Raw genomic sequence first — 22,901 nt, 5'->3', positions numbered from 1 at the left:
CCCTCCCCGTGGCGGGGAGGATGTTGACGGTCGCCATCAGAAATACCCCTCCGCCTTCTTCTTCTCCATGCTCGCCGCCTGGTCGTGGTCGATCGCTCGCCCCTGCCGCTCGGACGTGGTCGTCAGCAGCATTTCCTGGATGACCTCGCTCAGCGTGGCCGCCTCGCTCTCGACAGCGCCGGTCAGCGGATAGCAGCCGAGCGTGCGGAAGCGGATCGAGCGCTCCACCGGGACTTCGCCCTCGCGCAGACGGAAGCGGTCGTCGTCGACCATCAGCAGCATGCCGTCACGCTCGACGGTCGGCCGGGGGGCGGAGAAATACAGGGGGACGATCTCGATCCCCTCGCGCAGGATATATTGCCAGATATCCAGCTCGGTCCAGTTGCTGATCGGGAAAACGCGGATGCTTTCGCCCTTCGCCTTCTTCGCATTGTACAGCCGCCACAGCTCGGGCCGCTGCGCCTTGGGGTCCCAGCGGTGCGCGGCGGAGCGGAAGCTGAAGACGCGTTCCTTCGCGCGGCTCTTTTCCTCGTCGCGACGCGCGCCGCCGAACGCCGCGTCGAAGCCGTGGAGCGTCAGCGCCTGCTTCAACCCTTCAGTCTTCCACAGATCGGTGTGGAGGCTGCCATGGTCGAACGGATTGATCCCGCGCGCCTCCGCTTCCGGGTTGCGATGGACCAGCAATTCCATCCCCGCCGCCGCTGCCGCACGGTCGCGAAGCTCGTACATCGCGCGAAATTTCCACGTCGTGTCGACGTGGAGCAACGGGAACGGCGGCGGCGCGGGATAGAACGCCTTCTTCGCCAGATGCAGCATGACCGCCGAATCCTTGCCGATCGAATAGAGCATCACCGGGTTTTCGGCCTCGGCGACGACTTCGCGCAGGATGTGGATCGATTCGGCTTCGAGCGCGTCGAGATGGGTCAGGCGGGACATGATCGCGTCTATCTAGCCACGCGCTCGCGCTCTGCCGCAAACAATTGCTTGCCGCGGAAATAGGTGCGAGCCTGCGCGCCATGCTGACCGCCCTCCTCGCCCTGCTGCTCCAGGCGACCGCCCCAAACCAGCCCTCCCCCGCGCCGCAAGCGCCAGCCCCGGCAAAGACGTGGCCGACGCGAGAAGCGGATTATGTGGCGAAGGCGCATCGCTTTACCGGCGGCCGGACGATGGACGTCCGGATGCATTATACGACGCTGGGACAGCCACACCGCAACGCGACGGGCGAGATCGATAATGCCGTGCTGATCCTGCACGGTACGGGCGGCACGGGAAAGCAGTTCCTGAACCCGATCTTCGCCGACGAACTCTACGGGCCGGGCCAGCCGTTCGACATCACGAGATACTGGATCATCCTGCCCGACAACATCGGCCACGGCGCGTCGTCCAAGCCATCGGACGGGATGCGGGCCGCGTTTCCGGACTATGGCTATACCGACATGGTCGCACTCCAGCACCGGCTGGTGACGGAGGCGCTGGGCGTGAAGCGGCTGCGGCTGATCTTCGGCACATCGATGGGCTGCATGCACGCCTTCGTCTGGGGCGAAACCTATCCGGACGCGGCGGCCGCGCTGATGCCCATGGCGTGCGAGCCGGTGCAGATCGCCGGCCTCAACCGCATGTGGCGGCAGATGGCGATCGATGCGGTAAAGGCCGATCCGACCTACGCCGGCGGCAATTACTCAACCCAGCCGATGCAGGGCCTGCGCACCGCCAGCTCGCTGCTGATCGTCGCAGGAGCCGCGCCGCTGGCGCTGCAAAAGACCTATCCGACCCGCGATGCCGCGACCGCCTACGTCCGCGACCGGCTAGCGAGGGACATGGCGACGCGCGACGCCAACGACATGATCTATCAGCTCGACGCCTCGCGCGATTACGATCCGTGGAGCAAGTTGGAGGCGATCACCGCACCCGTCCTGTGGATCAATTCGGCGGATGACTTCATCAACCCGCGCGGCCTGCCCTTCCCGGAGCAGGCGGTGAAGCGGATGCGCCGCGCAACCTTTCGCATGATCCCGGAAAGCGAGACGACCCGCGGCCATGGCACGCATACCGCGGCCAGCTTCTGGAAGGCAGATCTGGCCGCGTTCCTCGCCCGGACACGCTGATACCCGCGGCGCCGTTTCGACGGCTCCACCCCGGTAGAATTGCCAGCCCCCTTGCCGCAGCCAGCGGCTTGTAGGATCAGACGCTTGGAGTACGCAATGTGGACTAACGGATGAAGGCCGTCTTCGACCGCGCTCGTGCGGCACTCGCGTTTCTGGAATCGCACCAGATCGCCCCTACGCCGGCCCATTACGACCTGGCCCTGCGCTATCTGGCGGACCCGACCGGTCCGCTCGGCCGCCAGATTGCTGCTTACACCGATGGCGGATTGCGGCTGACCGGCGAACAGGCGGCGCTGCTGATCGCGAGCTTTGCCGACGACGGCACCCCCGCATCGATCGGCGCGCGCGAACAGGCAGTGTCGGAACAGACCGCACAGCTGAGTTCGCTGACATCGGGCGCGCATGAACTGACGAGCGCACTGGGGCGCGACGTCGGTGCGTTCGCGGCGGATCAGGCGAGCTGGCCGGACAGCGCGACCGTCTTTTCCGACCGGCTCGGCCAGGCGGAGCGCGAGCTTGCCGACATGCGCAGCGAGATTTCCGCCCTGCGCAGCCGCATTGCGGCGCCCGCCACCGATGCCGGACGCGGCGGCGCATCGGACCGGCTGGCCGACCCCGTCATCGACACGCTGACCGATGCGCTGACCCGGCGCGGGGCCGAAGCGGTGCTGGCGCAGCTGGCCCATTACGACCGCGGCTTCGCCCTGATCCTGGTCCAGCTCGATGGGCTGGTCGCGATCAACGAGCGGTATGGCCAGTCGGTCGGCAACAATGTGCTCAGCGCGCTGGTGTCGACGCTACGACAGCATTTCCCCGATCAGGAACTGATCCGGTGGAGCGGCAACGAATTCGTGATCGTCATCCTCGACACGGCTGTCACCGTCGTGCGCACCCAGCTGCGCGAGGCGCTGGATGCGCTCGCCAAGCGGCGGCTGCGGCTTCGCGACAGCGGGGAATATATCGGCACCGTCACCGCATCCGCCGCGCTGCTGACGGCGCGCGGCGAGTCCGGCGAAGATGTGCTGGCCCGCGCGCGGGCGCGACTGGCCGACACGGCGGGACTGGGCGGCAATCGCCTCGAGACCTGACCGCCGGGGACGCTGAGCGTAGTGAATAGAGGCTTTCCAAAACCTCACCGCATCTCAAAGAGATCGCCTAAATAGAGTTTTTCTATTTCCGATCTACCCATCGTCGAAGATTTAATACAGATTTTCCATTTGCATGCGGATGGACCGTCAAGCCTCGTCTATGCGATGTCCCAATGGTGAGGGATGCCTTCTTCGGCGATGATTCTCTTCAAAGAGGCGGGATCGGACTTCGCAGTCTTCGCCGCTTTCCAGAAAGGGACGCCGGCGAGCGACGTCTCGAGGATGAAGCGGGCGAGCGATGGCCCGAACCTCAAGCGGAACGGCTTGGTGCTGCTTCCATCCTCGCGCGTGACGATCGAGTACTCGTAACCACAGGCGCAGCGAAGGTGCCGGAATTCGCCCTTCCCACGATGATAGACTTTTTCTGTTCTTACCACTTCGGTGACGATCGCCTCACCGTGATGGGCGGCCAAGGGGTTCTCGCAGCGCCATGGCCCCTGCGTAGACGTCGTGACCACGACCGATACTGGTCGTGGACAAATGCCCTCTAGAAGAAGCCCGGCCAAAAGCACTGCATCCGTACTTGTTCGACGCTTCGGGTTCAAAGCGTAGGCCAGCCAACCACCTTCCTTCCGACTGAGAGCACGTATCGCCGGAAAGGCGGGAGCGAGACCATCGATCAGGTCAGCAGTGCTGTCGGCGATGCTGGGCCAGTCGAGATCGCCGCCTGTTCTAACCAATCCCTTTTCCGCGAACGCGGTCCTGAGGCCCATATGGCCGTCAGATCCGATGTCGAAAGGATAGGTACCCTCCAATAGCGATACCGCGTCGAGCGACAACCGCTTCAGCAGGTCCCAAGCGGCGTGTTTGGGAAGAACCAACGGGGCGTCTGCGGGGCATGAGCGGCTGGATGGGACGTCCAGCCGCATCGACGTGCTGACCCGGCAGTTGCTGTTGCGCAGAGGCTCGTCGTGAATGGTGCAGAAGGTCATAATCGGAAGCTGGTGCGCGCGTAGCCAATGCGGATCGCGACCCTTCTCCCGCGCATCCTGCAGACATTTTCGACAGAAGCGGAGAAATTTGATCGGGGGAATTGGTTTGATGCCCTTCCCGACGCGGTTACCGACCAGGCCGCTTGATCCTAGTGCCGCCACTCGCGCTTCAGATAAATATTCAGCATCCAGGAACGCCGAGTAGTACGGAAAGAGGGTATGCCGATCCAGCAGCATGTCCCCATCGAGACCAACCCTGCGCGGCAACCGCAGAGCAAGATCCGCAAGCCTGAACGGAAGATCGACCGGGTTTGATCTGTGCGACTGACCAAACAACTCGTCCGACACAGTGCAATGGCTTTGGCCGGTGTAAAAGCGGTAGCGCGCCATCATGCTGTGAAGCAGCTCTCCCGGATATGGTTCGGGAAAGACCGCCAACTTGGCCGGTAGGGCGCCACTCATGAGTGCCGTCTGCATCAGTTGTGGTTGCCACGGGTATAATATGAATAGTAAACCGTTAACAACGGTCATCACCACGCCCCTTCCGTGACGCGGGTGAGCACCGACTAAGCTCCCCCCGCCTTGGCTTCCAAATGCCGGAAGTTCGCCCCAGTGTTCGCGGCTCCAATATCAATACGGTAAAGCGAAAAAATCGCAGCGCAGACTGACGGCACGCGACCCAGTGCCGTTCGCGCGTATCGGCCGCCCGAGGACAAACCGAGCCTTTTCCGTGGCTAATTAGTTTGCCAGCCGGCAAGCCCCCCACATTGGCGATCGCTGATCACAGCCGATGTGCGTTGACCGCCTCACGTACATTCAAGCACCTTCGGCGACGAACGCCTAATGGTGCTAACTGGCAATGGTCAACGACCGTTCGATCAGAAAAAGATTGTAGCGCGACGATGGCTAGAACACCCCTGATCCGACGTCTCAGAATGAGCCGTCCAACCCTCGCGCTGCACCTCGCAGCGCTCGCCTTGCTGCTGGCGATCCTGACGCCGGCGTTGTTGCTGTTGCGGACGGTGGACGAGGCGGTGACCGTTTTCCGTCGGGCGGAGATCAGTCAATCGCAGTTCACCGATGTGATGGCACTGCAAAGTGCGATGCGGAGTGGTGAAGAGGCCGAGCTATCCGCTGCGATTGCGCGCTATCGTGCGGGCATTGACGCGGAGGTAGCGCAGGTCGGGCGCGACACGCGACCGGAACAGCGGGAGGAAATTGCAGAGGCGCAAGAAATGGCCGTGCTTGCGACGCGACGTCCATTGGACATCCCTCGCATCACGCGCCTGGTCGCCGCCGCTTCGGTCCGTGAGCGTGATGAAGCCGCAGCGATGGCGACCGCAATAGAGGATCTGCGGACCCGCAGTCGCCGCTACGCCCTGGCTTTGGCTGCGATTGCAATCTTTGCCGCGGTGGGTGGGGCGGCGGGATTGGTCACAGCAAATCGCCGACTGGCCAGCGCCGTCACCGACCGTACCCGTCGGCTTATGGCCATCGATGCGTCGCGTCGGCTGTTCTTCGCCAAGATCAGTCATGAACTGCGATCGCCGATCACCGTCGTGCGCGGCGAGGCGGAAGTGGCTCTAGCGACCGCGGCGCACGATCCATCGGCTCTCACCGCCGCGCTTGAGGAAGTGGTGGTGCAAAGCGAACAGCTCGACCGGCGGGTCGGCGAACTGCTGGCCCTGTCCAAAGCCGATGACGGGGCGCTGGAACTCAGGTCGGCCTCAATCGACCTGCCGGTGTCGACGCAGCGGGCGATGGCGGCGGCGGAGCGCTTCGCCAGGTCGAACGGCGTTCGGCTGACCGCTGGTATGCTTGCTCCGCTGTACGCGATGGGCGATGCCCGTTGGCTGGAACAGGCGATCGTCGCGATCATCGATAACGCGGTCAAATTCTCGACGAATGGGGACATTGTGGAGGTATCACTCGTTCGTCGCGACGACCATGCAATCCTCTCGGTCGCCGACCGCGGGCTCGGCGTGTCGCCGGACGCATTGCCGCGGCTCTTCGACGCCTATTACCAGGGCGCCGAAGGTCGGGCGCGCGGTGGAACCGGGCTCGGGCTAGCGCTGGTCCGCTGGGTTTCGGAACGACATGGTGGGACAGCGGCGATCGCGCAGCGCGACGGCGGCGGCTGCGTCGTTACGCTGACGCTGCCGGTGGCGGCATGAACGTCCTGCTGATCGAGGACGATCCCGGAATCGGGCGCTTCGTGACGCGCGGGCTCGCGGCGAAGGGGTATCGCGTGGCCTGGGAACGGGACGGATCGCGTGCCGCTGCGCTACTGGCGAGCAATGGCTTTTCCGCGGTCCTGCTCGATCTGGGATTGCCCGACGGCGACGGACTCGACCTCGCCCGGTCGCTGCGCAGTTCCGGTATCGTGGTGCCGATCCTGATGCTGACCGCGCGCGGCGCTTTGCAGGATCGATTGGATGGCTTTGCGGTCGGGGCGGACGATTATCTGCCCAAGCCCTTTGCCTTCGACGAGCTTGTTGCGCGCCTCGCCGTCCTGATCCGGCGCGGCACGCCCGCTGTAGCGCGGCCGTTGCGGTTCGGTGCGCTCGAACTCGATCCCGAACGGCATGCCGCCCGCGTCGGCCCGGCGGCGGTGCCGCTCAGCCGACGGGAATATCTGTTGCTCGCCGCGCTGGTCGCGCACGGCGGCGATACCGTGTCCCGCGCCAGCCTGTCGGCCGCAGTCTGGGAAGATGAGGCGGTCAGCGACAACGCCCTCGACGTCTATGTCGGCTATGTCCGCCGCCGGCTGGCCGAACAGCCGGGTGCACCGGTGATCGTCACCGTCCGCGGCACCGGTTTTCGCCTGACCGACCCCACCTAAAATGTTAGCCGCAGCCCCGCCTGCACCGACCGCGGCGCGCCGGGGGCAAAGAAGGTCGAGCCGACCAGCGGCCGTTCGCCATCGATCACCGGCGCGCTGAACGGCCGCGCGACGAAATTGCCTGACGCGTCGAACCCGGTCGCGCCGAGTTGCGCGGCGGTGGCATAGGCCTTGTCGAGCAGGTTGTTGACCTGGACGTAGAGCGCCACCCCCTGCGTCGGCCGCAGTTCGGCCCCGGCATTCAACACCGCATAGGGCTGCGTCCGGCCTTCCCCCAGATAATAGACACCGTCGGGGCGGTGCGCGCCATTCTCGTTTCCGCGGGCGATCACGCCGGCGCTGGCGACGACGTCGGCGGACAAGGTCAGCCACCGCGTCGCGTCGAGCGTGACCGCGCCTTTCAGCAGATGCCGCGGGATGAGCGGGATGCGGTCGCCCTGAGCAATGTCGATCTCGCCTTCGAAGCCCGGTGCGGGGTCGTCGTTACTGCTGTTGGCGGCGCCGCCCACGGTTTCGGGGCTTCGATAGGTCGCGTCGAGGAAGGTGTAATGCAGCGTCACGCCCAGCGCCCCTGTTCGCGCGGACAGGTCGACGTCGGCACCCTGTCGGCGGGTTCGGCCGAAATTGCGGAAATAGCCGAAGCCGGTCTGATCACTGGCGACGAACAGAATGTCGTCGCGGCTGACCGTACGAAATGCGCCGGCGCGCAGACGAAGCGGTCCGGTCGCCAGCGTCACGCCGCCCTCCGCCGTCTGCGCGATCACCTGATTCAGCGGCGGATCGCCGGCCAACGCGTTCGGCAGGCGACACGGGCTCTGCGGATCGGCACAGCCAAGCTCGATCGCGGACGGTGCGCGGCTGGTCTGCGCCAGCGCCGCGTCGAGCGCGACCGCCGCGGTCGGGGTCCAGCGCACGGCGATTGCCGGGTTGAAGCGGTGGAAACGATGATCGCCGTCGAGCGAGCCCAGCCCGCCGCCGGGCGTGATGCGGTCGCGGTTGCGCACCACCGTGCGGTCGAACCGCCCCGACAGGTCGATATGGATCGTCGACGTCAGGTCGATCGCATCGAGCGCATAGGCGCTGAAGACGCGGGTGCCGCCGCGAAGATCGACGCGCGCGTCGAAGGCGTTCTCCGAATCCTGCGTTCCATCGGCAAAGGCGCCCGGCCCCGTCACCGTGACGACGCCACGATCCGGCGTCAGATAGCCGAATTGCGACGATTGCGCGAAGTCGGCCCGCCCGTCGACATAGGCCGCACCGATGGTCAGCCGGTTGGCGCCTGCCACCCAGGTCAGCTCGGCCGTTCCACCCCATTCACGCTGTCGGTTGGCGGTGCGATTGGCCAGGCCGTTGCACTTCTCGTTCGGTTCCTCGTTCGTCAGTCCGTTGGCGATGCAGCGCCAGCGCGGGAACGGCGTGTTCGCCTGCGTCTCTCCCGACACCGGAAAGCCGGCAAAGCCCGCCGCCGCCAGCGCGGCGCGTTCGGTGGCATTGGGCTGGTACAGATTCTCGCCCAGGGCACCTTCGTTGACGTCGCCGTTGAAGGTGCGCGTACGGATGCGACGGTAGAAGGCGTTGGCCGAGAGCTTCAATCGATCCGACAGGTCGTGCGTCAGAGTCGCATTGCCGTACCACGCCCGGTTCCGTGTGGTATCGGGGTGGGTGTAGACGCTGGCACGGTCACGAGCGAGCAGGCGCATCTCCTGCAGGCCGTTGCCGTTCAGATTGCTGTCCGCAAAGCTGCCCGACAGCGCGAAATCGGTGCGGGCGTTGGCCCATCCCAGCTTCGCAAAAAGCTGTCCGGCGCGCGACGGCGAAAAGTCGCGCCAGCCATTCTCGTGGACGTAATCGGCCGAGGCGAACCAGTGCAGACCCGCGGTTGTCCGCCCCCCGACCGTGGCGCGGGCGATCTTGCGATCGAAGCTGCCGTAGCTGACGTCGGCGGTCATGCCCGGATCGGACCGTCCGTCCTTCGTGCGGATCGCCAGCGCGCCGCCCAGCGAATTGCGCCCGAACAGCGGGTTCGATCCCGGCACCAGCGTGGTCGATCGGATCGCGGAGGTCGGGATTAGGTCCCAGCTCACCACGTCGCCGAACGGCTGGTTCATGCGGATACCATCCACGTACACCGACAGCCCTTGCGGCGTGCCGAGCAGGGGTGATGCGGTGAAGCCGCGATAGTTGATGTCGGGTTGCAGCGGGTTGCCCTGAACCTCGTTCACGAACACGCCGCCCACCATGCGGCGCAGATAGTCGGAGAGGTCGAGCGCGTGCGTGCCGGCGATCTGTTCGTCCGAGATGTGCTGCGCCGGATAGCCGACGATATCCTCGCCCGGATCGACCAGCGGCGTCGCGACGATCACGACGTCGGCGCCCCCGTCGCGCGCCGCAGGGTCAAGCGTCTGCGCTGCGGCCGGCATCGTTATAAGCGCCGTACAGGCAAGCAGATGATGGCGCATGTCGATGATCCTCCCCGTTTCGTTGCCCCCAGGCATAGCGGCGGCGGCGCCGGGAAAGTCTTAGGAAGTTCTCAGACTGGTCTCGTCCTGTTGGCCGGGGCGCCCGTCAGCGGGCATCGACGCGCGGCAGCAGGGCGCCTTCCAGTGCGGGATAGAGGTGCGAGACCGACCGCTGAAGTTCGTAGCGCGCCGCCGCCACATGGGCGAACCGCGGCGGGATCGGCAGGTCGCCCGCCTCCACCATGTCCAGGCCATCGGTGACTGCCCGGCGCAGCGTCGCATCGACCCAGTCGATCCAGTCGCGCGTCTGATCGATCGCGGCAGTGGGCGTCGGATCGAACGGGCCGTGGCCGGGGATGAGCGTGCGGTGTCCCAGCCCCTTGAGCGTGTCGAGCGAGCGACGCCAGACCGGCAGATCGGCATGCGGCGTAGAGGGCGCGCGATCGTGAAACACCAGGTCGCCCGCGACCAGCGTCCCGGTCGCCGGGTCCAGCAAGGCCAGGTCGTTCGCGCTGTGGCCGGCCAGCGGCAACAGGCGGAACGTTCGCCCTCCGACTACCTCCTCCGACGTCGATACGACATGGCTCGGCAGGCGCAGTTCGGTCCCGCGCATCCAGTCGCCCAGCAGTCGGTACATGCCGTCGGCAAACCCTGGCCCCTCCGCCTTCAGCTCGGCGATCAGGCCAGGCGTCGCGGCGATGATTGCCGGGGCGAACGCCGCGTCGCCATAGGTATGATCGGGATGCAGATGGGTCAGATAGACGCGCGCCACGGGCTTGCCGGTCAGCGTCTTCGCCAGCGCCTGCAACGCCTCGCCATAGCGCAGCGACGGGCCGGCATCGACCAGAACCGCGCCAGCTTCGGTGGCGATCAGCGTGATGTTGGCGATGGCGCCGCCGTTGTCGCGCTCGATCGGAGCGTCGGCCCCGCGGATCAGCCAAATCCCGTCGCCAACCTTTTCCGGCACCAGACGGTAGGCCAACGCCTGCCCCAGCACCGGTGCGGCCAGCGCGACCCCGGCAGCGGCCAGTAGCGAGCGGCGCGCGATCATGCCGCGGGGCCGGCGCGATCCGTCAGCGTGCCCCGATATTCGATCCCATTGGTGTCGCGGGCGTGAAAGCGCACCGCTTCGCCCGCCCGCGCGCGCGGCAGCATCGTCAGCACTGGGTCTTCGGACACCGCGGCCTGAATTTTGACCTTGCCGAGCGACCGGCCATCGGCGCCGGTCAATGCCAGTTCGTCGACGTAATAGCTCGAGATATTGTTGACGAAGCCCGTGTCCATCGGGTGCCGGAAGGCGAGTTGCGCGCGGGTCGTGCCGGCGCTGCGCCACAGCGCGCCGCGCACTTCGCCCAGATGCTGTGCCCAATCGCCCTTCACCCGACTGGCAGGCGGGGCCGAACAGCCGCCGCCGGCCGCATCGATCCAGCCGCCCGACACCAGCCACGACCCATCGGCAAGCTGCACGGCGCCGCGGACCGGCGTGCGCTGATCGAGCTTGATCCGCGTCGCGACGAAGGCGTCGGCATCGTCCAGCCGATAGTCGATCGGGATCTGGATCGGGTTGAGGTCGACCAGAATGACGATCCGCTTCACGTCGGGAATGCCGCGTGCGTCGACCTGAACGGGGAAGACGCGCTGGTTCTCCGCAATCCCGGGGAAGCGCACCTTCACCCGTGGATCGAAGGCGACCCGCGCGCCCGCGCCGAAGGCCTGGTCGGCGACGAAGTCCCACATCGGCGACGCCAGCGGATCGGCCGGCAGGGTTGCGGCCGAAGCCGAGGCAGCGGCTAGCGCAAGTGCCGCAATGAACGAGCCTGATGCGATCCTCATCCCTAAGTCTCGTAGGCATTCCGCGCGGCCACGACCATGACACCTTGGTAGGATGACACGCTATCTCCCCTTCTGCCTTTTGGCCTTGGCGGCCGGCGCGGCGACCGTACCGGACGCACGGTTCGATCCGCAGACCGGCTATCGTATCGCCGAGTATCGCGGCATCATTCCCGAGCCGCCCCCCGGCGTGCGTCGGATCAATGCGGCAGCGGTCGCGAGACTGGTCGATACCGGCCGCGCGACGCTGGTCGACGTGGTTCCGGCCGAGGGCGCGGTGCGGGAAGCGAACGGGCGATGGCGGCTGGCCCGCGAACAGCGCGGCATCCCCGGCGCGGCCTGGTTTCCGGAGGCTGGGCGCGGGCGGGTCGACCCCGCAATCGAACGCTGGTTTCTGGCCGGCGTCGCTCGGCTTCATGCCGCGGAGCCGCGCCGCACATTGATCGTTTTCTGTCTGGCGGATTGCTGGATGAGTTGGAATGCCGCATGGCGATTGAAGCGGGCGGGCTATGCGCAAGTGCGGTGGTTCGCCGAAGGTGCCGACGGCTGGCGCGACCTCGGCCGCCCTCTGGTACCGATGACCCCTTATCCGGAGCCCCTATGACCGTTCGCGCCATCGCTTTGATACTGTCGGGCACCGCCACTCCGGCCGCGGCCCAGGATCGCCCCGCCGCCACGGCCGACGTGGTGGTGATCGGTCGCGGCCTGCGCGCCCGTCCTGGCGACCGCACCGCGGACGTGGTGGCGATCGACGCCGCGCGAATTCAGGAAAGCGCCAGCGGACGGCTGGAGACAGTGCTGGCCGACGTCGCCGGGCTCCAGCAGTTCCGCCGCAGCGATTCGCGATCGGCCAATCCGACCAGCCAGGGCATTTCGCTGCGCGGCATCGGCGGCAACGCCTCCAGCCGCGCACTGCTGGTGCTCGACGGTGTGCCGCAGTCCGACCCGTTCGGCGGTTGGGTGCCCTTCCCCGCCTATGCCACCGACCGCATCGGGCTGATCCGCGTCACCCGCGGCGGCGGCAGCGGCTATTTCGGCCCGGGCGCGCTGGCGGGCACGGTCGAGATCGAAAGCGCCGATCCGGCCGGCCAGCCGGCGCTGGCGGCCGACTTGTCCTATGGCACCCGCGATTCGGTATCTGCAGCCGCATCCGGGCTGCTGGCGCGCCCCGGCGGCTTTGCCACGCTTTCGGCGGCGTACAGCCGCGGTGATGGCTTCATTCCCACGGTCGTGGAGAGCCGCGGCCCGGCCGACCGTCCGGCGCCCTTCGAACAATTCTCCGCCGCTGCGCGCGGCGTGATCGCGCTGAACGGGCGGACCGAGCTTCAGGCCAACCTGTCGGGCTTCACCGATACGCGCGAACGCGGCACCGCCTTCACCCGCAATCGCAGCGAAGGTGCTGACGCCAGCCTGCGCCTGATCGGCCGCGGTGAGTGGAACTGGTCGGCGCTTGCCTATCTTCAGACTCGCGCCTTCGCGTCGCAATTCGCCAGCGTCGATGCCGCACGGACGGTCGCGACGCAGACGCTGGACCAGTACAACACCCCCGCGACCGGCGTGGGTGGGCGGATCGAGGTCGTACCACCGGTCGGCGAAGGTCGCGACCTGCGTATAGGGGCGGATGTCCGCCGCGTCGCCGGGCAGACGCAGGAGGCTTATACCTATGTCGCGGCCGTGCCGACGCGGCGCCGCGTGTCGGGCGGCACCGCGCTGACCTATGGCCTGTTCACCGACGCCAGCCTGACGACCGGCCCGGCGACGCTGACGCTGGGCGGACGGGTCGACCGCTGGCGCTTGTCGGACGGCATGTTGCGCGAGGCCGTGTTGGCGACGGGCGCATCGCTGACCAACGCCGTGTTCCCGGAGCGGTCCGGAACCGAGTGGACAGGGCGGGCGGGCATCGCCGTGACCCCGGTAACGCCGGTGACGTTGCGTGCGTCGGCCTATCGCGGCTGGCGGTTGCCGACGCTCAACGAACTCTACCGCCCGTTCCGCGTCGGGGCGGATGCGACCGCGGCCAATGCGATGCTGTCTCCAGAACGTCTGCAGGGCATCGATGCCGGCATCATGCTAACCCCAGCCGCCGGACTGTCGCTTGCCGCGTCGGTGTTCTGGAACGAACTTGACGGTGCGATCGCCAACGTCACCGCCGGTCGCGGTCCGGGAACGTTCCCCGGCGTCGGCTTCGTCGCGGCCAACGGCATCTACCGCGTTCGCCAGAATTTGAACGCAATCCGCTCCACGGGGCTCGAACTCGATGCGCGGTGGCAGAGCGGGCCGATCCTGGCGCAGGCGTCGTGGAGCCATGTCGATCCCCGCGTGGCCGCCAGCGGGGCCGCCGCCGCACTCGACGGACTGCGACCGGCCCAGACCCCGCGCGACATGGTGTCCGCCTCGCTCGGCTGGCGAAAGGGCGGGGCCGCGATCTCGACGACGCTGCGCCACGCTGCCCGCCAGTTCGAGGACGACCAGAACAGCCGCTCGCTGGCGCCCGCGACGACGGTCGACGGCTATGCGGCGCTTCCGCTGACCCCCGCGCTCGGGGTCGAGCTGCGGGCGGAGAATCTGTTCGATGCGCGGGTCGAGGCGGGGATCAGCGGCGCCAATATCGTCGAACGCTCGACGCCGCGAACCCTGTGGGTCGGGCTGACGCTGCGGACAGGCTGAACCCAATCGTGCTCCCGCATCAGGCGGGAGCACGATTGGGTGCGGTCAAGCCACCGTCATCGGCATCGGGATCGGCGATGCCGTGGTGAAGTTCGCGATGTCGGCGAACACGGGGGCCGCCTCCGCGGATGCGAGCGCGGAATCCCGGCGCGCGGCATCGGTGAAGGTCAGGATGGCGACCGCCAGCAGATCGCCCGAGGCGTCGGGGAAGTAGCCGGCGACGTCGGTCAGCCCCTGCGACGCGAACGCGCGGCGCACGAGCGGCAGGTGGGTCGCGACATAATAATCGCGGTCGAAATGCGCCCCGTCCCCGGCGGGATAGGCGACCATCAGCGCGGCCGGCATCGATGCGTCCCCGACCCGCTTACTTCGCCTGCGCCAGCATCGGCGTCATCCGCTTGGCGGCGAACGGTGGCAGCTTGACGGCGCGGGCGGCGGCCAGATTGGACGACGGCCCCTTGCCGACCTGGATCAGCGCGACCATGCCCATCGAATAATGCGGCATACACTTGATGCCGTAGAGGCCCGGCACCGTCACTGGCAGGACGAATTCCTTGTTCATCGCGCCCTTCGCCGGCGCGACGCCCGCGGGCAGCATGGTCGGGATCGTCTCGGCATTGTGGCTGGGGTCGGTCGGTTTGAAGCGGATGGTGTCGCCCGGCTGCGCCTTGATGAACGCGGGCTCGAATACCATCGCGCCGCCTGCGCCCTGGTTCTTCATCTGCACGACGATGTCGCGAGCCACAGCCGGGTTGGCGAAGGCTACTACAGCCACGGCGCCTGCGATGACGAGCCTGAACATACTGATACTCCTCTTTTTGCGGACCCGCGCACAGGATCGGCGCCGATTGCGGCGAGGTGCCCGCATCGATGCACGCGCTGCAATTACCCTTTGGTGCAATGGCGCGCGGCGGGGGGAAGGCAGACACTCCCCCATCGAGACGACGCGGCGACCGACCCGCGGTCCATAGGAGAAGACCATGCTGCAACAGGCGCTAGACGAGCTGAAAGGGCAGATCGCGATCCGCCCGCGCTACGATAATTTCATCGGCGGCGACTGGGTCCCACCGGTACGTGGGCAGTATTTCGACAATCCCTCGCCGGTCACCGGCAAGACTGTCTGTTCGGTTGCGCGCGGCACGGCCGAGGACGTCGAACTGGCGCTCGACGCCGCGCACAAGGCGAAGGACGGTTGGGGCCGAATGAGCGCGACCGAACGCTCGCGCATCCTGCTCAAGATCGCCGACCGGATGGAAGAGCGTCTGCCCCTTCTCGCGCTCGTCGAGACGATCGACAACGGCAAGCCGATCCGCGAGACGACCCACGCCGACCTGCCGCTGGCGATCGACCATTTCCGCTATTTTGCCGGCTGCCTGCGCGCGCAGGAAGGCTCAATCGCGGAGATCGACCATGACACGGTCGCCTATCACTATCACGAGCCACTGGGCGTGGTCGGCCAGATCATCCCATGGAACTTTCCGCTGCTGATGGCGGTATGGAAGCTCGCCCCCGCTCTCGCCGCCGGCAATTGCGTGGTGCTGAAGCCCGCCGAGCAAACGCCCATGTCAATCATGGTACTGATGGATATCATCGGCGACTTGCTGCCACCCGGAGTGCTTAACGTCGTCAACGGCTTCGGCGTCGAAGCGGGCAAGCCGCTGGCGCAGAATAAGCGGATCGCGAAGATCGCCTTCACTGGTGAGACGACGACCGGCCGCCTCATCATGCAATACGCTACCGAAAACCTGATTCCGGTGACGCTGGAGCTGGGCGGCAAGAGCCCGAACATCTTCTTCGCCGACGTGATGAACGCCGACGACGACTACTTCGACAAAGCGCTGGAAGGCTTCGCGCTGTTCGCGCTGAACCAGGGCGAAGTCTGCACCTGCCCCAGCCGCGCGCTGATCCATGAATCGATCTATGACCGCTTTATGGAAAAGGCGATCGCGCGGGTCCAGGCGATCAAGCAGGGTAGCCCGCTAGATGCCACGACGATGATCGGCGCGCAGGCGTCGAACGACCAACTCGAGAAGATTCTGTCGTACATCGACATCGGCAAGGCGGAAGGTGCTAAGGTGCTGACCGGCGGCACCCGAGCGCAACTGGGCGGCGAGCTCGACGCGGGTTATTACGTCACGCCGACGATCCTTGAAGGCCACAACAAGATGCGGGTGTTCCAGGAGGAGATCTTCGGACCAGTCGTCGCGGTGACGACGTTCAAGGACTTCGACGACGCGATGGCGATCGCCAACGACACACTCTACGGCCTGGGCGCAGGCGTCTGGTCGCGCGACGGAACGATCGCCTATCGCGCCGGCCGCACCATCCAGGCAGGCCGTGTTTGGACCAATTGCTACCACGCCTATCCCGCACACGCGGCGTTCGGCGGCTACAAGCAGTCGGGTATCGGGCGCGAGACTCACAAGATGATGCTCGACCATTATCAGCAGACCAAGAATCTGCTGGTCAGCTATTCGCCCAAGGCGCTCGGTTTCTTCTGACCCCTGCCCGCGGGAGGCGACCGACACTCTCCTAAAAGCCTCTCGCATCCTCGGACGGCGGCCCTCTTGGCGGGGGTCGCCGTTCCCTTCTTCGGAGACCGCCGATGATTGCCCCGCCCCGCGTGCTTTCTACGGTTCAGGCCGACGCGATCATGGCGCAGCTGACCGCCAGCCATGGGCCACTGATGTTCCATCAGTCGGGCGGATGCTGCGACGGGTCGGCGCCGATGTGCTATCCGGCGGGCGAATTTCGTGTTGGTGGGCAAGATGTCCTGCTCGGCCACGTCGGCGCGGATCGCGGTATTCCGGTGTGGATCGGTGCCGCGCAATTCGAATATTGGCGCCACACCCAAGTTACGATCGACGTCGTGCCCGGTCGCGGCGCCGGTTTTTCGCTCGAAGGGCCGGAGGGAGTGCGCTTCATCGTGCGCAGCCGCGTGTTCGACGATGCCGAGGTCGATGCGCTGGACGCCGCTGCCCCGCCCCCACGCGGAGATGGGGCGTGACGCCTGCACTAACCACTGTCATCATTGGCGATGTGCCGACTCTTACGCCCCTTCGCGTCGCCGCGACGCGCGAGCATGACCCGGAACTGGCGATCCGCGCGCTGTTTCGCCAACTCGACGTGCCCGAACTGTCCGGCATTCTGCTGTTCTGCTCCAGCCGCTATCCGCTGGAGGCACTGGCGCGGTCGATCGCGGACCGCAGCGACGGGCTGACCGTCGTGGGCTGCACATCGTCGGGCGAACTGACGCCAGATGGATTGGGCGAGGGAACGCTGACCGCGATCGGCTTTCCGGCCAGCGACTTTCGCCTAACCGCCGCCTGCTTCACCGACCTCGACCATTTCGACGCCGGCGATGCTCAACAGCGGGTGCGCTCGATGGTTGCGCAAGCGAACGAGGAAACACGGCATTTCGGCGGACGCGTCAATCATGCCGCGATCTTCCTGGTTGATGGCCTGTCCCACCGCGAGGAGATGCTGACGCTGACGCTTCAGGATGCACTGGGCGACGTGCCGCTGATCGGCGGATCCTCGGGCGACGGACTCGACTTCCGCGAGACGTTCGTTCTCTACAATGGCGCCTTCCGTCGCGATGCCGCGGTCATCGCCATCTTGTCGACCACCCGGCCGATGACGGTATTCCGTACCCAGCATTACCGCCCCGGTGCGACGAAGATGGTCATCACCGCCGCCGACACGACGCGGCGGATCGTGCACGAGATCAACGCCGAACCCGCCGCCGCCGAGTATGCCCGGCTGGTCGGCACCACCATCGATCAGCTCGGCCTGCCTGTGTTCGCCGGCCACCCGCCGATGGTGCGCGCCGGCGGCGAATATTACGTCCGGTCGATCCAGTCAGCCAATCCGGACGGCAGCCTGACCTTCTATTGCGCGATTGACGAGGGCATCGTGCTTACGCTGGGCGAGGCGGACGATATCATCGCCGGTCTGGGCAGCCTGTTCGATCGACTCGATGCCGACGTCGGCGGGATCGACCGGGTGCTGGGTTTCGACTGCGTGCTTAATTCCGTCGAGATCGAGCAGCGTCAGTTGCGCGGACCCGTGTCCGAGCTCTACGCGCGGCGCGGCGTCGTCGGGTTCAACACCTATGGCGAGCAGTTTCGCGCGCTGCACGTCAATCAGACTTTCACAGGCCTGGCGATCGGGCGGCCATGACCAACCGCACCGACGAGGCCGCCACCATTGCCGCGCTGGAAGCGCGGATCGCCAAGCTGGAGCGGATCAACGTTTCGCTGATGGACCGCGTCGAACGGTCGACCGACCTTCAGGGCAACGCCTTCTCCGTGTTCGAAACCGCGATCGCGCTGGAGAGCAAGGTGCGCGAACGCACGGCCGACCTGGAACGGGCACTCGACGATCTTGCCGCAAGCAACGCCGCGCTCGCCCATGCTCGCGACGCCGCGGACGCCGCGCGGCGCCGACTGGGCGACGCGATCGAGGCGCTGGACGAAGGTTTCGCGATCTTTGACGCCGACGACCGGCTGGTGCTCTGCAACCGCACCTATCTGTCGCTTTGGCCGACGATCGCCGATCGTATCCAGCCGGGCGTCGCCTTCGACGAGATCGCCGGGGCGATCTGCGAGGTCGGCTCGACGCTCGGCCCGCTGGTATCCCCGGCGCGCTGGGTATCGGAGCGCATCGGTCGCCATCAAGTGGCGGACGGCGGACAGGTCATCCTGCTTGCCGACGGCCGGTGGATACAGGTCAACGAACAGCGCACCAGCGAAGGCGGCATCGTCGGCGTCTATACCGACATCACCGATATCAAGGCGGAGGACGCGCGCGAGCGCGCCCGCGAACTCGCCGAGCGTGCAGTGGTGTTGCAGGGCACGCTGGACGCCATGCCGCAGGGGGTCTGCGTGTTCGCGCCCGATCGGTCGCTGGTCGCCTGGAACGACCCGCTACTCACCCTGCTTGACCTACCGCCGCAGCGCGCGCGGCATAGGATCTTCGATCACACGGCCTTGCTCGAATGGTGCAAGGCGAAGCTGCCCCGCGCCGATGCGGCCAATACGCTCGGCTGGATCGATACGACCGGTGCCGACCCAGCGGACCGGGCGGAGGTTGTTGCAGTGCGCCGCCTGTCCGATGGCCGCTCGATCGAAATCCGCCGCCAGCCGATGGGGGACGGCGGCATGGTGATGAGCTTCGACGACGTGACCGAACGCTTGCGCACCGCGGACGCGCTCGAACAGCGGGTGGCGGCCCGGACCCGACAGCTAGAGCTGGAGGTTCGCGAGCGTCACGCGGCCGAACTCGCAATGCGCGCAGCGAAGACCGCGGCGGAACAGGCCAATCTTTCGAAGACCCGCTTCCTTGCCGCCGCCAGCCACGACCTGCTCCAGCCGCTCAACGCCGCGCGGCTGTTCGTCTCCGCGCTCGCCGGCCGACGCCTGGCCGCGAGCAACCGCAAGATTGTCGATCAGGCCGCGTCCGCGCTCGATTCAATAGAGGGGCTGTTGGAAGCGCTGCTCGAAATCTCCAAGCTCGACGCCGGCGCGATCACTCCCGAATTGGGCGATATTGCGCTCGACGAAATGTTCGCTGCACTGCGCGCCGAATTCGCAGTGGTCGCTGCCGAACGCGGCCTGATGCTGAACGTCTTACCCACGCAGCTATGGGTCCATTCCGACCGGCGCCTGCTGCGCCGCGTGCTCCAGAACTTCCTGTCCAACGCGGTCCGCTATACCCAGCACGGCAGCATCACGATGTCGGCGCGACACGATGGACGATCGGTTGCGATCACCGTCGCCGACACCGGACCGGGCATCGACCCCGCCCATCATGCCGAGATTTTCGAGGAATTCCGCCGGCTCGACACCGGTGCGTCGCAGGGCATCGGCCTGGGTCTTGCGATCGTCCAGCGCGCCAGCCGGATGCTCGGTCATCCGATTACGCTCAGCAGCGCGTTGGGCGCCGGCGCGACATTTTCCATCGAAGCGCCCCTCGCCGCGAGCGGTATCCTCCGCCTGCCCGCCACGGCGACGCCGACGCGCGGTATCGGCGTGTCCACGGTGCTGGTGCTCGATAATGAGGAATCGATCCTGGCGGGCATGCAGGCGATGCTCGGCGGCTGGGGCGTCCGGGTCCGCACCGCCGCCAGCCTGGACGACGCGCGCGCGATTGTCCGGCGATCGCGGCTGCGGCCGGACGTCATCCTGGCCGACTATCACCTCGGGTCGGAAACGTTGGGCGACGTCGCGGTGGCGACCCTGCGCGCGGATATCGGTGCGGAAATCCCCGCCGCCATCATTACCGCCGACCGCATGCCCGACCTTCGCGAACGGCTGATCGCATCGGGGTTGCACGTGCTGCAGAAGCCAGTGAAGCCAGCGCAGTTGCGCGCGCTGCTGGCGAGCGTACGCTGACGTCTGATCTACGGGTTTGACACATCCACGCTCCACCGGCGTGAATCGACGTTCAGGCGCCCAGCCCGACCTTATTGACCAGGATCACTGCCTGGGTGCGGCTGTATACGTTCAGCTTCGACAAAATCGCGGATACATGCGCCTTCACCGTCGTCATCGACACGTCGAGTTCAAAGGCGATCTGCTTGTTCAGCTTGCCCGCGACGACCAGCCCGAGCACGACGCGCTGCTGCGGTGTCAGCGTATCGATGCGGCTGCGGATGCTGCCGATCTCGGCTTCGGCGTCCGACGGCGAGCTGAAAGCGTCGGGAATGAAGATGTTGCCCGACAGGATCGACTGAATCGCGGCGACGATCTGACTGCGCTTCAGCGATTTGGGAATAAAGCCCGCCGCGCCATTGGCGATCGCGCCGTTGACCACCTGACTGTCCGCAGCCGCCGACACCATCACAATCGGCAGGGCGGGAAAGCGGTCGCGCAGTGTCTGCAAGCCGGAAAAGCCGCGCGCGTCCGGCATGTTGAGATCGAGCAGGACGAGGTCGAAATCCCCCTCGCGATCGACGATCTCGACCGCTTCGGCGACCGACGACGCCTCGAACAGGTCGGCCTGGTCGAAGGCGACGGCAATGACGGTGCGCAGGCCGTCGCGTACCAGCGGATGATCGTCCGCGATCAGCACTCGTTCCACGTCCCCTCTCCCCGCAGACGATGCTAGCAGCACGCCCGTCGAATGCGAAGGGAGCGTCGCACCGGACGACGCTCCCAACAACGCCCTTACGCCTTGGGCAGCTTAAACACCCACAATGCGCCGCCCTGGTTGATGTGTTGCACCGCCTTGGCGACTTCACCACCCCACAGCGGCACCGCACCGCCCCAGCCGGACATGACCGCGACATATTGTTCGCCGTCCTGTTCCCAGGTGACCGGCGATCCGACGACGCCCGATCCGGTGTTGAACTTCCACAGTTCCTTGCCGGTCTTGGCATCGAATGCCTTCAGAAACCCCTCCGGCGTGCCGGTGAAGACTAGGTTGCCCGCGGTCGCCAGGACGCCGCCCCACAGGGGAGCCTTGTTCTTGTATTCCCACGCGATCTTGCCCGTTTTCGGGTCCATTGCGCGCAGCACGCCGATGTGATCCTCGTAGAGCGGCTTGATGGTAAAGCCCGCGCCCAGGTACGCGGCGCCCTTCTTGTAGGCGATCGGCTCGTTCCAGATATCCATGCCCCATTCGTTGCTGGGGATGTAGAACATGCCGGTCTGCTGGCTGTACGCCATCGGCATCCAATTCTTGCCGCCCAGGAAGCTGGGAGCAGCGAACACGCTCGATCCCTTCTCCGCGCTCGGCGCCGGGGGCCGCTTGGCGGGGTCGTAAATCGGCTTGCCGTCCTTGGTGAAGCCGGTTGCCCAGTCCGTCCGGGTGACGAAGCGGTTGGCCGACTGGAACTTGCCGTTGGTACGGTCGAGGACGAAGAAATAGCCGTTGCGATCGGCCTTCGCGCCCAGCTTCTTGCCGTCCATGTCAAAGGGGATGAATTCGTTCACCCCGTCGAAGTCCCAGCCATCGTGCGGCGTCGTCTGGTAATGCCACTTGATCTCGCCCGTGTCGGGATCCAGCGCCAGCGTCGACGAGGTGTAGAGGTTGTTGCCGGGCCGCAGATGGCTGTTCCACGGCGCAGGATTGCCGGTGCCCATATAGACGAGGTTGGTTTCGGGATCGTAGGTGCCGCCCAGCCAGGTCGCGCCGCCCCCCGTCTTCCACTGATCGCCCTGCCAGCTCGCATTGAGCTTGCCGGTCATGGTCGAGTCCTTGCCGTTCAGCTGGCCCATGTGGCCTTCGATCGTCGGCCGCGACCAGACGAGTTCGCCGGTGTTGACGTCGCGCGCCTCGACCTTGCCGACGATACCGAATTCGCCGCCGGAATTCCCGTAGATCACCTTGCCCTTCACGATCATCGGCGCGGCAGTGAAGCTGTAGCCGGCGTCATAGGGGGCGAGCGTCTTGTTCCAAATCACCTTGCCGGTCTTGCGGTTGAGCGCGACCATATGCGCATCGAGCGTGCCGAAGATGATCTTGTCGCCATAGATGGCGGCGCCGCGGTTCACGACGTCGCAGCACGGCATGATCCCATCAGGCAGCCGTGCGTCGTACTGCCACAGCTCCTCGCCCGTCCGCGCATCGAAGGCGAACAGGCGGCTGTAGCTGCCGGTCACGTAGATGACGCCGTCATAGACAATCGGCTGGGCCTCCTGCCCGCGCTGCTTCTCGCCGCCCAGGCTCGCTGAGAAGGCCGGCACCAGCTTGGCGACATTGGCGGCGTTGACCTGGGTCAGCGTGCTGAATCGCTGTCCGCGCGGCCCCATCCCATAGGTCAGGATGTCGCCGGGCGTCGCGGCATCGTTCATCAGGTCGGCATCGGTCGGCCCGACCACCGACGCAGCCGTCGCCACCGCGGGCGTCGTCACCGGATCCTTGTTCTCATGCGCGGTCGTCGCCGTCGCCAGCATCGTGCCGGCCAGCAGCAC

At 66.3% G+C, this 22,901-nt stretch carries 19 protein-coding genes; 10 read left to right on the top strand and 9 right to left on the bottom strand.

Annotated features, from left to right (window positions below; translation table 11 throughout):
- Positions 1-36: 36 nt before the first annotated feature.
- Entirely contained in the window at positions 37-936 is a 900-nt protein-coding gene (gene cysD, locus ACFSC3_RS02850) for a sulfate adenylyltransferase subunit CysD (RefSeq protein WP_380938508.1), read from the bottom strand.
- 80 nt (positions 937-1,016) lie between these two features.
- On the opposite strand from cysD, the gene ACFSC3_RS02845 reads away from it, so the two are divergent.
- Together ACFSC3_RS02845 and ACFSC3_RS02840 are read left to right on the top strand one after the other, a co-directional pair.
- Positions 1,017-2,105: an alpha/beta fold hydrolase gene (locus ACFSC3_RS02845; RefSeq protein ID WP_380938506.1), complete on the top strand. Its 1,089-nt coding sequence runs from the start codon at positions 1,017-1,019 to the stop codon at positions 2,103-2,105.
- Between the two features lie 110 nt (positions 2,106-2,215).
- The gene (locus tag ACFSC3_RS02840; protein WP_380938504.1) at positions 2,216-3,193 is read left to right on the top strand and encodes a diguanylate cyclase domain-containing protein; all 978 of its coding nucleotides are present in this window, start codon (positions 2,216-2,218) and stop codon (positions 3,191-3,193) included.
- Positions 3,194-3,351: 158 nt separating this feature from the next.
- On the opposite strand, the gene ACFSC3_RS02835 is transcribed toward ACFSC3_RS02840, so the two are convergent.
- Positions 3,352-4,662 (bottom strand): TnsD family Tn7-like transposition protein, encoded by a 1,311-nt coding sequence (locus tag ACFSC3_RS02835; RefSeq protein ID WP_380938502.1) that lies wholly within the window; start codon positions 4,660-4,662, stop codon positions 3,352-3,354.
- A gap of 458 nt (positions 4,663-5,120) precedes the next feature.
- Between ACFSC3_RS02835 and ACFSC3_RS02830 the strand changes: the two genes are divergently transcribed.
- A complete protein-coding gene (locus ACFSC3_RS02830) occupies positions 5,121-6,359 on the top strand; it encodes a sensor histidine kinase (protein ID WP_380938500.1) in 1,239 nt (412 codons plus the stop codon).
- Positions 6,356-7,027, top strand: a complete 672-nt coding sequence (locus ACFSC3_RS02825; protein ID WP_380938498.1) for a response regulator transcription factor — start codon at positions 6,356-6,358, stop codon at positions 7,025-7,027. Before ACFSC3_RS02830 ends, ACFSC3_RS02825 begins: the two co-directional genes overlap by 4 nt.
- Here the strand turns inward: ACFSC3_RS02825 and ACFSC3_RS02820 are convergent.
- From ACFSC3_RS02820 to ACFSC3_RS02810, 3 genes are all read right to left on the bottom strand, one after another.
- Positions 7,024-9,486 (bottom strand): TonB-dependent receptor, encoded by a 2,463-nt coding sequence (locus ACFSC3_RS02820; protein ID WP_380938496.1) that lies wholly within the window; start codon positions 9,484-9,486, stop codon positions 7,024-7,026. The genes ACFSC3_RS02825 and ACFSC3_RS02820 overlap by 4 nt on opposite strands.
- A 106-nt stretch (positions 9,487-9,592) precedes the next feature.
- Positions 9,593-10,537: a quinoprotein relay system zinc metallohydrolase 1 gene (locus ACFSC3_RS02815; RefSeq protein ID WP_380938494.1), complete on the bottom strand. Its 945-nt coding sequence runs from the start codon at positions 10,535-10,537 to the stop codon at positions 9,593-9,595.
- Positions 10,534-11,319: a quinoprotein dehydrogenase-associated SoxYZ-like carrier gene (locus ACFSC3_RS02810; protein WP_380938492.1), complete on the bottom strand. Its 786-nt coding sequence runs from the start codon at positions 11,317-11,319 to the stop codon at positions 10,534-10,536. Before ACFSC3_RS02810 ends, ACFSC3_RS02815 begins: the two co-directional genes overlap by 4 nt.
- Positions 11,320-11,371: 52 nt before the next feature.
- Here ACFSC3_RS02810 and ACFSC3_RS02805 point away from each other — a divergent pair, with 52 nt between their 5' ends.
- Positions 11,372-11,920, top strand: a complete 549-nt coding sequence (locus tag ACFSC3_RS02805; RefSeq protein ID WP_380938490.1) for a rhodanese-like domain-containing protein — start codon at positions 11,372-11,374, stop codon at positions 11,918-11,920.
- On the top strand, positions 11,917-13,983 hold the full coding sequence (locus ACFSC3_RS02800) for a TonB-dependent receptor (protein WP_380938488.1): 2,067 nt from the start codon (positions 11,917-11,919) through the stop codon (positions 13,981-13,983). The genes ACFSC3_RS02805 and ACFSC3_RS02800 overlap by 4 nt, the downstream gene beginning before the upstream one ends.
- Positions 13,984-14,028: 45 nt before the next feature.
- On the opposite strand, the gene ACFSC3_RS02795 is transcribed toward ACFSC3_RS02800, so the two are convergent.
- Together ACFSC3_RS02795 and ACFSC3_RS02790 are read right to left on the bottom strand one after the other, a co-directional pair.
- Positions 14,029-14,328 carry an EthD family reductase gene (locus ACFSC3_RS02795; RefSeq protein WP_380938486.1) on the bottom strand — a complete coding sequence of 100 codons (300 nt, stop codon included), beginning with the start codon at positions 14,326-14,328 and terminating at the stop codon, positions 14,029-14,031.
- A 19-nt stretch (positions 14,329-14,347) separates the two neighbouring features.
- The gene (locus ACFSC3_RS02790) at positions 14,348-14,785 is read right to left on the bottom strand and encodes a pseudoazurin (protein ID WP_380938484.1); all 438 of its coding nucleotides are present in this window, start codon (positions 14,783-14,785) and stop codon (positions 14,348-14,350) included.
- 178 nt (positions 14,786-14,963) lie between these two features.
- Between ACFSC3_RS02790 and adh the strand changes: the two genes are divergently transcribed.
- The 4 genes from adh to ACFSC3_RS02770 all read left to right on the top strand — a co-directional run bounded on the left by adh (position 14,964) and on the right by ACFSC3_RS02770 (position 20,378).
- On the top strand, positions 14,964-16,484 hold the full coding sequence (gene adh / locus ACFSC3_RS02785) for an aldehyde dehydrogenase (RefSeq protein ID WP_380938482.1): 1,521 nt from the start codon (positions 14,964-14,966) through the stop codon (positions 16,482-16,484).
- Positions 16,485-16,588: 104 nt separating this feature from the next.
- Positions 16,589-16,990, top strand: a complete 402-nt coding sequence (locus ACFSC3_RS02780; RefSeq protein WP_380938480.1) for a DUF779 domain-containing protein — start codon at positions 16,589-16,591, stop codon at positions 16,988-16,990.
- A gap of 20 nt (positions 16,991-17,010) precedes the next feature.
- Positions 17,011-18,165: an FIST N-terminal domain-containing protein gene (locus tag ACFSC3_RS02775; RefSeq protein ID WP_380938567.1), complete on the top strand. Its 1,155-nt coding sequence runs from the start codon at positions 17,011-17,013 to the stop codon at positions 18,163-18,165.
- The gene (locus ACFSC3_RS02770) at positions 18,162-20,378 is read left to right on the top strand and encodes a hybrid sensor histidine kinase/response regulator (RefSeq protein WP_380938478.1); all 2,217 of its coding nucleotides are present in this window, start codon (positions 18,162-18,164) and stop codon (positions 20,376-20,378) included. The genes ACFSC3_RS02775 and ACFSC3_RS02770 overlap by 4 nt, the downstream gene beginning before the upstream one ends.
- A 52-nt stretch (positions 20,379-20,430) precedes the next feature.
- Here the strand turns inward: ACFSC3_RS02770 and ACFSC3_RS02765 are convergent, their stop codons facing one another.
- Both ACFSC3_RS02765 and ACFSC3_RS02760 read right to left on the bottom strand, forming a co-directional pair.
- Entirely contained in the window at positions 20,431-21,066 is a 636-nt protein-coding gene (locus ACFSC3_RS02765) for a response regulator (RefSeq protein WP_380938476.1), read from the bottom strand.
- Between the two features lie 86 nt (positions 21,067-21,152).
- A complete protein-coding gene (locus ACFSC3_RS02760) occupies positions 21,153-22,883 on the bottom strand; it encodes a methanol/ethanol family PQQ-dependent dehydrogenase (protein WP_380938565.1) in 1,731 nt (576 codons plus the stop codon).
- Between the last annotated feature and the right edge of the window lie 18 nt (positions 22,884-22,901).

Source organism: Sphingomonas floccifaciens (assembly GCF_042681125.1).
In the GTDB taxonomy this organism is placed as follows: Bacteria; Pseudomonadota; Alphaproteobacteria; order Sphingomonadales; family Sphingomonadaceae; genus Sphingomonas; species Sphingomonas floccifaciens.
This window is presented reverse-complemented; position numbering and strand designations above follow the sequence as displayed.